Here is a 13,843-nt window from a genome sequence, read left to right on the forward strand (position 1 = left end):
CGCGCCCTATTATGGAAAATGTATAACTAATATTTCACCTGCATATTATCTTGTAGTATTTTCTCTGCAAGTTTAATGTTTTCTTTTAGAAATAAAGGTAGTTCCGTATGTGCAAGAACCTCTGATGTAGTCATCCACATAACATCATCCACTTCTTCAGTACTTTTTTACTTAACAATCCTCGTCTCGTGAATTCAGAAGAACAGAACGCTATTCAACAATAGCGCCCAATTGTTGAAGATTGTTATCTAACTAAAGCACTCTAAAGTTCAAGTGAAACTGTTCACAACTTATAATCAGTGTTTTAGGAACTCAGATAACGCCTGTTCCTCACCATCTAACATCGAAGTAACGATTGTCATAAAATCTTCAGCTCCAATTTCAAAATGACCTCGACGGAATGGTACCCCCCAATTGCGATTTCCACGCGTAAAAGTGAGCTGGTTTAACAACCATGCAATCTTAACTTCTCGGCAAGGAATATAACGCATATCTCTGCGAAATGGCACAAACGACTCCGACACTCTATGTTTGTAAGCACCGTTATCCGTAACCTGACCAATAGCAGTAAATGCTTGAACTGGCTTCCCTTTGGACATGTCTGTACGAGGGGAATAGTATATCAGCCAATCACCTGGAGACATTTTACGCAAAGGTGCTGCCTTACCGTGACATAACTGTGCAAAACCACCTTCTATGGCTAAATTCACATGAGAAGCGGATACAACGCCAATCCAATATCTGCTTTTCTGACTTGTTATATTCGACATGATGCATCCCCCTACTCTTCAAATACTAAACTTTTCAACCGATCCAGTTGTAAAAAATGATGTCTGTAATGCATTTCAATCAACATAAACCACTCCTGCGCGTTTAAAGCACCGAACGCCGGATGAAGTATCTTGTTACTTACAGGCACTTGAAGTAGCACTGATTCCGTATTCCTCATCCGTTCCACTACACTGTGAAGTCCTTCTACCAAATGCTCCATGCTCTCTGGTGGTTGCGGAGTATAGTTTGGCGAAGCAGGGACCTTAATACGAACAGCAGGAAATTGTTCTAGTTTAAAAACAATCTTACCCTGCTCAGTTTTTTCCATCGCTGGGTTCAATGTCGATTCGCTACCAGCTAAACATTGCTCGACATTATGTAGATGCATGAAAGCTGATTGAATTAAATGTACATACATCTGTCCTATGGACCAATCTTCTTCGCTTTGCTTTCTATGTATTTTATCCATATTGAGTTTTGTCAGTTCTGCCAAATATCTTTCTACTGTAAGTTCAAATGACTTCAATACTTCCTTTGTACTTTTCATCCTTCAAGCAGCTCCTCTTCATCTTGGTATAGTCGCAGTATAAAAGAACACTACTGACAGGTGTATGTCAGTAGTGTTCTAGAATTTTTTTCGCTACTTCCCGAATCTTGAAGCGTAAAGACTTCGGCTCAATCACCTCGATATCTCCGCCCCAGCCAAGTAAATGCTGTAATAGTTCCTCTGGATACCGAACACGAAATTGAAAGATTACATCCTCCTTTCGCTCCTCAATAGATTCAATATAAAAATTTACTGCCTCAATGATTTTGTCGGCAATTTCGGGGTTTGCCCTCATTATTATTCTTTCATCTCGATTGTCAGGTGGCCGATAGCTACTTAGGTCAAAATCATTTGGTAAAAGAAATTGATCCTCCAACACAGAAAGCTCGGACATCCGAGACAAGCGGAAATGTCGCATTTCTTGCCTCATATCACAGTATGCTAGTAAAACCCAATTTTCATGGACAAGTGTTAATCCATATGGAGAGACCACACGTTTATTTTTCCGATTCCCATCTGTTCCTGGCATTTTTTTAATATACATAAAACTGATTTTGCACTGTTTTAAAATTGCATCGCGAACTTGATTAAGATACGTTTTTACCCGCTCTTCAGTTGACTGCTCACCTATATAAAGCAGTCGCATTGTTTCCCGAACAAGCCTTGACTCGTTACGAACTGACTCCGACAAAGTAGCCTCGATTTTACGCTTAGCGGACCTTGCATTAATACCATAATCTGTATCCAACCTTTGCTCGATAAAATCAGCTCCCATGAGCAGGGAGACGGCCTCTTCGGCTGTGAACCTAACCGGGGGTAGGAAATATCCTTCCATTAAGGAATAACCCTGACCAGGGGCACCTAAAATCGGAACCCCAGCCTCACTTAGTGCTTGAATATCCCTATATATGGTACGCACACTTGTCTCAAATTGAGAAGCTAAATCTTCTGCTCTCAATGTTTTGCTTCGCTGTAATTCAAGCGTGATCGCAAGCTGCCTCTCCGTTTTATTCATTTTTTTCCTCCACAATTTCAGCATTCTATTACAGTACTTGCCCAATAATTGAATAACAGCAAGCAATGTATTGGGGCTATATCCCTGGTTTCGTTTGTATGCCTCCTAATGATATCAAAGCTTGCTTAGAATCATAGTACAACACATTATTGGAACAATTAATAATAGTTGCTTCGATTAGGAGGTTTTAAACACCATTCAACTAGATTTCCCTGTTAAAACAGGTATTCACGTAATAATTCTTCAGTAATTTTAATCATCCCTAATCTCAATTTGCAGGTATGTTTCTTATAATATCCTAAAAATAATTTTTGTACTAAACTGCCCGTTTGTTAAACAAAAAATCCTGCATATCAATACAGGATGTTTAAACAAGCTTTATTATAAATGATCAATCTTTTATATAAAACTACGATGGCTACCCGTGAATTTTTCATACACAAGTTAAATTTTCCATAATATCCCCATTTTCTATAAATCAATATAGCTTGCCTATTTCACTATTAAAGCTGGGCAATGAACATGTTTCATAACTTTATGGCTTACACTTCCTAACACCATCTCTTGTAAAGTATTTAAGCCTCTGCTACCTATGATAACTAGATCAACTTGCTTTTCATTTGCATACTTCACAATTATAGGACCAGGTGTACCATGTAAAATCGTTAATTTGAAGTTACTCCCAGCAACTCTTAAAACTTCTTCTACTAGTGCTACCTTTCGTTTACGTTCTAATAATAAACTTTCACTAGATACAGCATGTAACACTTCTGTTTTCGCCTTTTCAAAATCTGCCACGTACACCATTTCAATCAGTGAATTCTCAGAAGCAATTTTGACTGCCTCTTTTGCGGCACGCACTGAATTCTCAGAACCATCAACAGCCAATAAAATATATTTATACATAAAGTATCCCCCTTAATGTGATACACCTACATTTAATAATTGGTTATATAATTTTTCACTCGCTGGATTCATGCCAATGACTTTCACAGTTTTCCCCTGCTCTTCTAATTTCGTAACGACTTTTACGACTGCCCCAACTGCTGATTCATCCCATAAATGGCTACTTGTTAAGTCGATTGTAACGATATCATCCTTAACTACTTCAATTGTTTGGACAAATTTTTGAGTAGACGCAAAGAATAAAGGACCTTCTACAATAAATTTATCGTTATCTTGATGTATTCGTACCTTTGAAATCGTTGCAACAAAGAATAAAGAACTTAAAATTACGCCCAATACAACTCCAATCGCCAAGTTATCTGTATAGACAACTACAGCTACGGTTGCAAGCATAACGAATGCCTCACTTTTAGGTGCTTTGACAATATATTTAAACGATCCCCAATCAAATGTACCAATACTTACCATGATCATAATTCCTACAAGTACTGGCATTGGAATATCGACCACGATGTTGCCAAGTACCAGGATTAAGAACATTAGGAACATCCCAGCCACAAGTGTTGATAGGCGTCCTCGACCACCTGATTTTACGTTAATCATCGACTGTCCGATCATTGCACATCCCGCCATACCACCAAAGAAACCGTTAACGATGTTTGCAATTCCTTGTCCACGTGCCTCAATATTTTTATTGGATTTTGTATCCGTCATATCATCAACAATTTGTGCGGTCATTAGTGATTCCATTAACCCAACAAGCGCTAATGCTAGTGCGTAAGGGAAAATAATTACTAACGTTTCAAAATTAAATGGTACGTCTGGAATGAAAAAATGCGGTAAGCTCTGTGAAATTGCTCCTAGATCTCCTATCGTTTTTAGTTCAAAATTAAAAATGAATGTTACAGCCGTTAACATAATAATCGCAATTAACGGTGCAGGTATTGCTTTAATGAATCGAGGTAAAATGTATACGATACATAATGTGACCACGATGAATATATACGTTATATACCCTTTTCGAAAAAAGTGTGGTACTTGAGCCATGAAAATTAAGATTGCTAGTGCATTAACAAAGCCAATCATGACCGAATTTGGTATAAAACGCATGAGCTTAGCAATTCCAAATACACCAAATAAAACTTGAATAATTCCTGTTAAAATGGTTGCTGCTAATAAATATTGTAACCCATGGTCTGCCACCAAATCTGCAATCACGAGTGCCATTGCTCCTGTTGCGGCAGAAATCATTCCCGGTCTTCCCCCAACAAATGCTATAATAACAGCAATAGAAAATGACGCATAAAGTCCGACCATTGGATCGACACCAGCAATGATAGAAAAGGCAATTGCTTCTGGTATAAGTGCTAAGGCAACGACAATCCCTGACAAGATGTCACCACGCACATTACCGAGCCATTGTTGCTTTAAACTTTGCATGATATTCTCCTTCTTTACTAAAATATAATCTTCGAATATCATAGCACACTTTTCCCAAAAGGGAACCTTTACGGAACTAAAATGGAGTGAAATTATATGATTTATGGTTATCAACGACCCTTATTTAATGATGAGGATATGCAAATTCAAACTGCTGCTTTAAAGAATTGTGACCATCTATTTACTGAAAATCATGGTCGTGCGAAAAAGCGATTAGTTCTTGAAGAATTACTCATGACCATAGAAAAAGACGATACCATTCAGGTACTTCGTTTCTTTAGCATTGCGGATACAACTAGGCATTTAGAAGACCTACTAAAAATTTGTAAAAGAGATCAAGTAACAATTCATTTTATGGAGGAAAATATTACGTCCACACAAATTCTTGAAATGCCACTAGAGCAAGTTTTACAATTCTTTTTAACATTTCAAAGTGATATCGTAAAGCAATCAACTACTTTGGGAATGGCTGAAGCAAAAGCAAAAGGAAAATCAATTGGGCGACCTAAGAAATCAGATGAAAATATAAAAAAGGCAATTGAGATGTATCAGTCTGGAAACACATTATTGGATATTAAGAATGAAACAGGTATAAGTAAATCAACACTTTATCGTTATCTAGAGTCAATAGAAGTAAAACCACAGTAAATTGAAATCTTTATAACCACTATTAATTAAATAAAAACAAGCCTGCTTATGCGTTAATTTGAGCAGGCTTGTTTTTTATTTAATTAATTCATTTTTACTTCCCAAAAAGTCATATAAAAGAATGGTATTCAATACTCTGCTTCGTTAATTCAATAAAAATGAGCTGCCTTTGCAATTCCTTGTTCTTCAAACAAAGTACTCGTTCGCTTAAATAATTTTTTCATAAACTTTGTTTGGTGTTCATCTGATTAACTAACCTTTTGTTCAATTCCCATAACGCCGTTTTATTGCTATCCCATTTCAAAAGTGTTACTGCCTCTTCAAAACATAACCATTTATAGTTAAGGTGCTCTTTGGATAAAGCCAATATCCATAATCACTTCTCTTAAAAATTGCATATTCAATAGAATGATCAGTGATTGTATAAGGAAATACCAAAACTTGATAAGGTGCCCTCATTGCTTATCTCCTCCAAAAATAACCTTAAAATTAATTTGTTCTTTCTTTAACTAACCTACTTATATATATATCGAACTAACTAGCTACGGTTCCATTGAACAATTACATTCCTTAGTTATGTCTTCATTATTGTAACTTTTACCTCTTTATTTTTCTTCATGATTCCATTCAACTTGTATTGTCCCTTTTTTAATGTTCACAGTTAGTTGCATCATCGTAGTTTATTTTTGGCACGTATTTTTGTCTTATTTTCTTCGTTTTTAAAATAGACCTCCAACATACCCTACCATTTCAACGTTTACCTCTTTTATTTATCAAAATTATAGTAAAATCCTTAAACTTTCCTAAAGTTCTGGAACTACAATTTTGATAAAATACTATGGGTTTCGTTTTTTCATTTTGTAGCCATACCCCTGTAGAAATTACAGGGTTTGGCTTCCCCCATGTACCCGCCCATTAATAACAGCTCTTGCTTTAATAATTAGGAAAGCTTTGTAAAAGATGTTTACAAACAACTTAAATTTAGATATACTTACAAAGTAAACAAAAAATTCTTAAGGAGGTCGAATAAAATGATCGTTATCGTTAAATTGATGTCATTGGTAGCTACAACTTCATTAAAAATGAAAATCACACATTCGACCGCATCGGAATGGATCGCTTAAGGTTTTTTTGTAAATAAGCATACCCATACCGCAGGGAGAAGTGTGCCCCTGCGGTATTTTTGTGCCTTTTTTCACCGTAGAGGAGTCTCTCTACGGTTTTTTTCATTTTTCATGACAATTTAAGGAGGTGATAATAAATGATATTAAACTTTTTTGCGCTCACGATAACTATTACAAAACGTAAGGTCTCTCTTGAGAAAGCACTTCATGATGAATATGTGAAAAAAATCTTTGAAGAGAACCGAAAAAAAATTGACGATTATCTTCGTATTCGTCAATATTAATCTTGTTAATTAAAAAACATGAAAGGTGGTAATTGAAATGTTTTATATGATCAAAAGACGTCATGAAGTTTTATGGCTGGAGAAAGACACAACCACCAGATGGAGTAATATAAAGTGATAATATAGCTAATTTTATAATCTCAGTTGAGCTAACCCGTTCTAATCTAGGACGGGTTGCTTCAGGAGTTTTTTTGCACTTTTAATTGTTAAGTTACAAAAAAGTCGTATCCTAGAAGTCTTTAAAGCAACAGAAAGCATCTAAATGGCACGAAATGGCTTTATCTGGTGTTTGAAGTCGTTTAAAATCCACTCTTGAATGACATCTAAAAAACCTCCAAATATATGGAGGTTTTTAAACTATTTTTATTTTACTTCAACTTGACCCATCATCCCATTTTCTTCATGTTCAAGGACATGGCAATGGAACATGTAAATGCCCTTATTATTGAACTTCACTGCTAATTTAACTGTTTGACCAGCTTCAACTGAAACCGTATCCTTCCACCCTTTTAAATTTAAAGGAGGTTCTTTCCCATCAATCGACACGATTTTAAATTGAGTGCCATGTATGTGGAAAGGATGTGTCATGCCACCCATCATATCAGGTTTATTATAAATTTCCCAAATTTCAGTATCTCCCTGTTTTTGAGTGAAATCAATGCGATTCATATCAAACTGTGAACCATTGATTGAAACCATTGTGCCCATACCAAAAAGTTCAAGTTTCTTTGTAACTGGTAAGGTTTTTTCCTCTTCCGTAACACCAAAATCATTTAAATTTTGTGCAATGTTACTTGTACTTGCAGCTTTTTGTTCAATTTTAAATGGTAAAAGGGTAATTCCTTCTTCATTTATTAATGCTATATCAGTTTTGTCATCCATCTTTGAAAAATCCACTATTACCTCTGCTCGCTCACCTGGTGTTAAGGTAATTTCTTTCATATCAGTTGGTTGATTTAAGAAACCTCCATCAGTAGCAATTTGTTGGAATGTAGCTCCATTATTCAATTTAAACGTATAATTACGAGCATTAGAACCGTTTAATAATCGAAGTCTTATTTTTTCTTTACCGACTGTAAGTTTAGGATTCAAAGTACCATTAATTAACAAAGTATCTCCTATTGTACCATCCTCATTAAGGACTGCTTGATAATTTAATTGCTTTTCTTCAGTAAATTGTCTATCTTGGAATACTAACGGAAAATCATTCACACCATACTCATTCGGTAAATTGATTTTTTGCGAATTTTCATCATCAATATAAATTAAGCCAGCTAAACCTTTAAATACTTGCTCTGCTGTAGCACCTTCTGGATGTGGATGGAACCACAGCGTAGATGCTCCTTGATTAACTGTAAAATTTACATCTTCTGTTACACCTGGCTCTAAGACTTGGTGTGGACCGCCATCACCATTTCCGGGGATTTCTAATCCATGCCAGTGAAATGTTGTTGGTTCAGATAAATCATTTTTAGTTCTAAACGTTACCGTTTGATCTTTATAAATACGAATGATTGGCCCTAAAAAGGAACCATTATATCCATATGTCTCTGTTTTAGTTCCCTTAAAGATTTCTGTCGTTCCTTTTTGAGCAGTAATATCAACAATTCCATTTTTAGGTTCAATAATAGGTGGAAGCGCAAGCTCATTTTCCCCAGTTGAATTATTTAATGCTAATGGATTGTTGTGACTCGCATGACCATTTTCCATGCTACTATCTTTATTATCCATACCCTCCATGTTTTTCATTTCTTCATCACTCATATTGGAATGGTCCATACCAGACATAGTAGAATGGTCCATATTTGAATGAATATTAGATTCCGAATTACCCGCACTACATCCCCCCATTATAATAGCGCCTACCAATAATGAAGCAACCAAAAGTTTAGATTTCATTATGTTTCCTCCTTTTATTCTTTACATAGGCACTATAACAAAGAAGTATGGAGAAATTATGGATTTGTAATTAAATAGGACAAGTATTAACCACTCTATCTAACATTAATAAGATACTTATTACAATTTTCCCTATTAAATTTACTTGCATAAAACCATATACGGCTCCTGCTTCAAAGATTAAGGCTGGTATTTTTCCAATCGTACTAGCAAGCGCAAATGTGCCTAAAGACACCTTAGAAAGAGCACTAGTAAAAGTCACAAGACCTGATGACATAAAAGGTAAAACGAACGGTCTTTTCCATTTATTGATTCCTTTTCTATATAAAATAAAGCTAATAACTGCACCAAGTGATTCACCGATAATAGAAATCAACAAACCGTTGAATACGCCAAAAAACACAAGGTTATTCTCACTCAACCTTTCATAGTCCATTTGAAAATAAAGTATAGACTATAAATATGGAGAATATATGCATATGCAGCGTGATATAAGAATTAGAATTTTATTGATAGCTTTCGAATTGAGCATTAATCTAAATAGGGATTAAAAATAAAAATGAGCCGTGTTTCAACTATAGAAACACGGCTCATTTATTAGGCTAATTCTAAACATTGGAAACATCTTTAATTATATTCCTAGTCTAAGGATTAAAGCATAATCTAACAAGAATATTAAATACGTATCATACATATATTGATTTTAGTATTTCATTAAAACAAAAATCTATTATTCTATTCATGATGGAATTATATTAAATTTTCTATAAAGATAGGATGATGACAATTATTGAAAAGTCGGTTCTTGCTATGGTTATTTTACGTGTATTGTCTGGGAGTATTGAAGTAAGTGCTGGATTGTTGATGCTAAAGTTAAATAATCTAGAAAAAGCATTTTATATTAATACAATGCTTGCTTTGGTTGGTCCAACAGTTTTAATCGTAACAACAGCAATTGCATTATTTGGACTAGCAGATAAAATACCTGTGACAAGAATCGTTTGCTTATTTACGGGTATAACACTTATTATTATTAGCTCACATATTAAGTAAAAATAAAAGATTACTAAAATTCAGCAAAAGCATACAAGTGTCAGAATATGAGTTTGGCGAAAAAATAATCTTCACAACCTTTTGGATCCAAGTTATCTTCTGTATCGAACTTATTTTATAGCATGGTTCCATTCATAATCTTTGTTAAACTCTTTTATGAATCACCTAACATGTTTATTAAATTACTGTAGCGTGTGACGACGCTGCTTTTTTTTATGTATAATTAGCCTTTATTTGCACAAATTCATATTGAGTGTATCGCACGCACTTATACGGTTGTGGCGCTGGTTGACCGTCACGACCTCCCTCAATAAGGGTTACATTATCTCAGTAACCCTTTTATAATTTCTATTCAGATCAGGTAGTTTTCTACTTTGGACTAACCTTAATTAAACCTTTACGACCACTAACCGTATTAGTAAAGATGTTCCTCTATCTTTGATTTTTTCTGTACTAGCTCATTCATATAGTTACGGAACACCTATTTCCTCATAATTTCAAATCTCCTGCATCCTTCCCTATATATTCTGCTTTTATTTATATATATCTTTAATCTACATGGTTTGCACAGCACGCGACATCAGCATGAACATCTTCTAAAACCGTATCAAACATTTCAAGAAGTTCGCGAATACGCTCATTTCTCAAACTATAGTAGCAATATTTTCCTTCATTACGACCAACAATAATGCCACACCCTTTTAAACAGGCTAAGTGTTGAGAGATATTTGACTGATTCCCCTTTAATTCCTCGACGATTTGAGATACTGTCTTCTCTTTCTCTTTGATACACTCTAATATTTGAAGTCTTACCTTGTTTGAAAATCCATGAATTAGTTTAATTTTTAAGTCAATATTTTTTTCTGTCACAAAATCTCCTCCAATTCATATTAGACTTAGCTAATATGTTTTGATATGATCATATTCGATATCACTAATATGTGTGTCAAACATACTAGCACTACCTAATATGTCTGTCAAAAATTTAAAAAAATATGGGTCTCTCTTCAGCTAATAAACGTAGGCATCCTCAAGTTAGATTTTTTACTGTCTGAAAAGGAATATTAGTTTAAGTTTGGGACAGGTTTCGCAACTGGCTGGACACTTGTAATAATGGCTTTAGGGCTAACAAATCCTGATAAAGGCTTATTATACATACTTATTAATGTACTTAGTTTTTCAATTTCCTTTCTTAAGCTGGCGCAAATTACGTTTCTTCCAAAAAGAAGCCATTTATGATTATTGATTTTAATGGGATTTTATTATATTTTGACATGATGACAAAGATTATTGCGTGGGTCACTCCTATTTTCGGAGAGGACACAGGATTTTAGAAGTTCATACGCTCTGTAGAAAGGCTGGATGTAGCATTGAATAATACGTGGAACAAAATTATCTATAAAATTGGCTCTTCCTTTTACGATAAATTTTTTAATACAGGTACTTTTTTAAAGACTAGAAAGAGGATTTTTCAAGAAGTGCCTTTTCAGCGTAAACAAAAAATCCTCTATGTAGGTATTGGTACTGGGGCTGATTTAGAATTAATCAACTATGTTGATTATGATATAACTGCCATTGATTATTCTCCTGATATGCTAGCCAAAGCAAAACATAAATTCGAGCACGCTTCTATCAATTTTTTAGAAATGGATGCTCAAAAAATGTCTTTTGCAGATGAATCATTTGACTATATTGTAGCTAGTTTAATACTTTCTGTGGTTCCTAATGAAAATAAATGCTTTGAAGAGATGATAAGAGTTTTAAAGAAGGATGGTAGAATTCTTATCTTTGATAAATTTGCTCCTAAAAATCAAAAACTAACGCTAACAAAAAAATTGGTAAGGCCATTTATAAGTATGTTAGGAACAGATATTGGTCGAAGTTTTGAGGAGTTGTTTAAACAAAATGATCAAAGGCTCAGAATTATACGAGATGAATCTGTTATGTTAAAGGGTATGTATAGATATATTGAAGTTCTTAAAATCTCTTAGCTAATCATTAAGGGCATAGCTGCACTAGCAGTTAACGTTTTGGAGAAACTCATCAAGAAGCTCAAGCATCTTATCAAGAGTTTAAAAAACAACAATTAGCCAACTTGAATTGGCTGATTGTTGTCTTCGTAATGGATCAGCCCTATAAATGTTAAATACCATGTACTATCGATTTAAGTCTCCCGTGATAAATTGTTACTCTATTTGTTTTTTCATGAGTTGTTTTGAAAAGTTAAAAGATCGAATTTCGCTAACAAATGTAGAACCTAATAAAAATACCCCTCCGATCATTTGCACTAGGGTCATTTGCTCTTGCAATATCATTGCAGAAATCAATATTGCTACAAAAGGATCGACATAACTTAGCATCGCAATACTCTGCCCTTTCAATTTTTCCATTCCCAAGAAAAACAACCAAAATCCAATTCCTGTATTAACGATACCTAAAATTAAAATAAAAGGAATAGATGCGCTTGCTAATCCAAAAATCCCAAAGCCTTCTGTCAAAAAAACATACGGCAGCAGTAATAATGCAGTTGTTCCAAGTTGAATAATGGTTAGCTCAAGCTTGTCCATCTCTTTAATAAATTTGTTTAAAAGTAACAATGCCGCATAAAAAGCAGCTGCACTCAATCCAAAGATAAGTCCAAGGAAATCATCTGATGCCGTTGCACTCACCCCTTCTCCTACAATCATTATCATACCGATAATTGCTATGACAATGCATATTATTTTCTTTATGGATAATTGTTCCTTAAGTACAAAAGGTGAAAGAATCATTACAAATACGGGTGCAAAGTAATATCCTAGTGTGGCATTGGCAAGTGATGTGTGGTCGTAGGATTGATAGAGAAAAATCCAGTTTCCTCCCAATGCAACGCCTGAGAGAAACAAAAATAAAGCATTCGATTTCACTAAATTCCAGGATATTTTTTTCTTCATTATGGAGAAGATGAAGAATAAAAATAAGCATCCTAGTAAACTACTTAGTAAAGCTCTTTCACTCGCCGCTAAATCAATGTAACGCATAACTAAACCAATTGTGCCAAAAATAATCATTGATACGATAAATTGAAATTTAGATTTCATGGTCTATTCCCCTAACCTACCGCAATTTAATAGGAACTATTAGGTGTTTTTTCCGTCCTTTCCTTCCACTCCCTTTCAACTTGCTTTTGTAATGGGAATAGCATAGCATACTTATATGTATTACAAAATTGAATGTTTGTCATGCTACACATAACAAAATAGCATGCAAGGGGGATAGCGCAATGAATATCCAAAAATATATGGCCTTTGTCAAAGCAGTAGAATATGGGAGCTTTACAAGTGCTGCCGATGCATTAAACTATACACAGTCTGGTATCAGCCGTATGATCAACGATTTAGAATCAGAATGGGGAATTTCCCTTTTTGAACGAGGTCGTGCTGGAATCAGTTTAACATCCGATGGCTTAAAGTTACTGCCCCAATTACAACGTATATGTAATGAGCATGAAATGTTAATGATGCAGATCGAAGACTTACATGATATCCAATCAGGAATCATCCGAATTGGTACATTTTCTAGTGTAGCAACACATTGGCTACCTTATATGATCAAATTCTTTAAGCAGGATTATCCAGGGATTGATTTCGAGTTACTCTTAGGAGATTACACCGAAATCGAAAGCTGGATTATCGAAGGTAGGGTCGACTTTGGATTTTTGCGACTACCAACAAAAGCTAAAATGGAAACAATCTTTGTAGAGCAAGACCGATTGTTGGTAGTTATTCATCAGGATCATCCTCTTGCTGATTGCGATAAATTTCCTATAAGTGAACTATTGAGCAGTCCATTCATGCTTTTAGAAAAAGGCGCAAAAGCTGAAATCTCCGAAATTTTTGAGAAGCACAATATCTCGCCGCACATTTCTTTTACAACATGGGACGACTATGCCATTATGTCAATGGTGGAAAACGGGTTAGGAATCAGTATATTACCTGAACTGATTTTAGAACGCATTCCATACCAAATTATCGCGAAAGAGCTTGAGATCCCTGCTTTTCGAACTATTGGGATTGCGATGAGAGAGCAAAAATCGCTGTCACTTGCAGCAAATAGATTTATAGAATATTTATCCTATAGAAAGAGAAAATAAGAAGTTTAGCTATTATTTTGCACA

The 13,843-nt window shown here is 34.8% G+C and carries 14 protein-coding genes and 1 pseudogene; 5 read left to right on the top strand and 10 right to left on the bottom strand.

The genetic code is table 11. The features are described from left to right. Positions 1-296: 296 nt before the first annotated feature. The 5 genes from L6W14_RS11210 to L6W14_RS11230 all read right to left on the bottom strand — a co-directional run bounded on the left by L6W14_RS11210 (position 297) and on the right by L6W14_RS11230 (position 4,682). Positions 297-770, bottom strand: coding sequence for an EVE domain-containing protein (locus L6W14_RS11210; RefSeq protein ID WP_237900901.1), 474 nt, complete (start codon positions 768-770; stop codon positions 297-299). Positions 771-781: 11 nt separating this feature from the next. Further along, positions 782-1,318 carry a DinB family protein gene (locus tag L6W14_RS11215; protein WP_237900903.1) on the bottom strand — a complete coding sequence of 179 codons (537 nt, stop codon included), beginning with the start codon at positions 1,316-1,318 and terminating at the stop codon, positions 782-784. 67 nt (positions 1,319-1,385) lie between these two features. After that, positions 1,386-2,333, bottom strand: a complete 948-nt coding sequence (locus tag L6W14_RS11220; protein WP_237900905.1) for a helix-turn-helix transcriptional regulator — start codon at positions 2,331-2,333, stop codon at positions 1,386-1,388. Positions 2,334-2,825: 492 nt separating this feature from the next. Then, a complete protein-coding gene (locus tag L6W14_RS11225) occupies positions 2,826-3,239 on the bottom strand; it encodes a universal stress protein (RefSeq protein ID WP_237900907.1) in 414 nt (137 codons plus the stop codon). A 12-nt stretch (positions 3,240-3,251) separates the two neighbouring features. After that, positions 3,252-4,682, bottom strand: coding sequence for a SulP family inorganic anion transporter (locus L6W14_RS11230; protein ID WP_237900971.1), 1,431 nt, complete (start codon positions 4,680-4,682; stop codon positions 3,252-3,254). 93 nt (positions 4,683-4,775) lie between these two features. On the opposite strand from L6W14_RS11230, the gene L6W14_RS11235 reads away from it, so the two are divergent. After that, positions 4,776-5,327, top strand: a complete 552-nt coding sequence (locus L6W14_RS11235) for a recombinase family protein (RefSeq protein WP_237897987.1) — start codon at positions 4,776-4,778, stop codon at positions 5,325-5,327. Between the two features lie 220 nt (positions 5,328-5,547). On the opposite strand, the pseudogene L6W14_RS11240 reads toward L6W14_RS11235, so the two are convergent. Beyond that, positions 5,548-5,786, bottom strand: a pseudogene (locus L6W14_RS11240) (hypothetical protein). An 802-nt stretch (positions 5,787-6,588) separates the two neighbouring features. Here L6W14_RS11240 and L6W14_RS11245 point away from each other — a divergent pair. Then, complete coding sequence (locus L6W14_RS11245; RefSeq protein WP_237897988.1) at positions 6,589-6,735, top strand: YrzI family small protein; 147 nt, start codon at positions 6,589-6,591, stop codon at positions 6,733-6,735. A 363-nt stretch (positions 6,736-7,098) separates the two neighbouring features. Here the strand turns inward: L6W14_RS11245 and L6W14_RS11250 are convergent, their stop codons facing one another. Together L6W14_RS11250 and L6W14_RS11255 are read right to left on the bottom strand one after the other, a co-directional pair. After that, the gene (locus tag L6W14_RS11250; RefSeq protein ID WP_237897989.1) at positions 7,099-8,634 is read right to left on the bottom strand and encodes a multicopper oxidase family protein; all 1,536 of its coding nucleotides are present in this window, start codon (positions 8,632-8,634) and stop codon (positions 7,099-7,101) included. Positions 8,635-8,704: 70 nt separating this feature from the next. Continuing rightward, a complete protein-coding gene (locus L6W14_RS11255; RefSeq protein WP_237897990.1) occupies positions 8,705-9,055 on the bottom strand; it encodes a TVP38/TMEM64 family protein in 351 nt (116 codons plus the stop codon). A 356-nt stretch (positions 9,056-9,411) separates the two neighbouring features. Here L6W14_RS11255 and L6W14_RS11260 point away from each other — a divergent pair, with 356 nt between their 5' ends. Continuing rightward, positions 9,412-9,687, top strand: coding sequence for a YqhV family protein (locus L6W14_RS11260; protein ID WP_048395961.1), 276 nt, complete (start codon positions 9,412-9,414; stop codon positions 9,685-9,687). A 549-nt stretch (positions 9,688-10,236) separates the two neighbouring features. On the opposite strand, the gene L6W14_RS11265 is transcribed toward L6W14_RS11260, so the two are convergent. Then, complete coding sequence (locus tag L6W14_RS11265) at positions 10,237-10,557, bottom strand: ArsR/SmtB family transcription factor (RefSeq protein ID WP_237897991.1); 321 nt, start codon at positions 10,555-10,557, stop codon at positions 10,237-10,239. A gap of 500 nt (positions 10,558-11,057) precedes the next feature. Here L6W14_RS11265 and L6W14_RS11270 point away from each other — a divergent pair, with 500 nt between their 5' ends. Further along, positions 11,058-11,678 (top strand): class I SAM-dependent methyltransferase, encoded by a 621-nt coding sequence (locus L6W14_RS11270; RefSeq protein ID WP_237897992.1) that lies wholly within the window; start codon positions 11,058-11,060, stop codon positions 11,676-11,678. 195 nt (positions 11,679-11,873) lie between these two features. On the opposite strand, the gene L6W14_RS11275 is transcribed toward L6W14_RS11270, so the two are convergent. After that, complete coding sequence (locus L6W14_RS11275) at positions 11,874-12,767, bottom strand: DMT family transporter (protein WP_237897993.1); 894 nt, start codon at positions 12,765-12,767, stop codon at positions 11,874-11,876. Between the two features lie 182 nt (positions 12,768-12,949). Between L6W14_RS11275 and L6W14_RS11280 the strand changes: the two genes are divergently transcribed. Further along, positions 12,950-13,819, top strand: a complete 870-nt coding sequence (locus tag L6W14_RS11280) for a LysR family transcriptional regulator (RefSeq protein WP_237897994.1) — start codon at positions 12,950-12,952, stop codon at positions 13,817-13,819. Positions 13,820-13,843 lie beyond the last annotated feature (24 nt).

Source organism: Lysinibacillus sp. ACHW1.5, from assembly GCF_022014815.1.
In the GTDB taxonomy this organism is placed as follows: Bacteria; Bacillota; Bacilli; order Bacillales_A; family Planococcaceae; genus Lysinibacillus; species Lysinibacillus capsici.

Coding starts and splice junctions, on each gene's coding strand:
- L6W14_RS11210 (WP_237900901.1), bottom strand. CDS start 770: ATGTCGAATATAACAAGTCAGAAAAGCAGATATTGGATTGGCGTTGTA.
- L6W14_RS11215 (WP_237900903.1), bottom strand. CDS start 1,318: ATGAAAAGTACAAAGGAAGTATTGAAGTCATTTGAACTTACAGTAGAA.
- L6W14_RS11220 (WP_237900905.1), bottom strand. CDS start 2,333: ATGAATAAAACGGAGAGGCAGCTTGCGATCACGCTTGAATTACAGCGA.
- L6W14_RS11225 (WP_237900907.1), bottom strand. CDS start 3,239: ATGTATAAATATATTTTATTGGCTGTTGATGGTTCTGAGAATTCAGTG.
- L6W14_RS11235 (WP_237897987.1), top strand. CDS start 4,776: ATGATTTATGGTTATCAACGACCCTTATTTAATGATGAGGATATGCAA.
- L6W14_RS11245 (WP_237897988.1), top strand. CDS start 6,589: ATGATATTAAACTTTTTTGCGCTCACGATAACTATTACAAAACGTAAG.
- L6W14_RS11250 (WP_237897989.1), bottom strand. CDS start 8,634: ATGAAATCTAAACTTTTGGTTGCTTCATTATTGGTAGGCGCTATTATA.
- L6W14_RS11260 (WP_048395961.1), top strand. CDS start 9,412: ATGATGACAATTATTGAAAAGTCGGTTCTTGCTATGGTTATTTTACGT.
- L6W14_RS11275 (WP_237897993.1), bottom strand. CDS start 12,767: ATGAAATCTAAATTTCAATTTATCGTATCAATGATTATTTTTGGCACA.
- L6W14_RS11280 (WP_237897994.1), top strand. CDS start 12,950: ATGAATATCCAAAAATATATGGCCTTTGTCAAAGCAGTAGAATATGGG.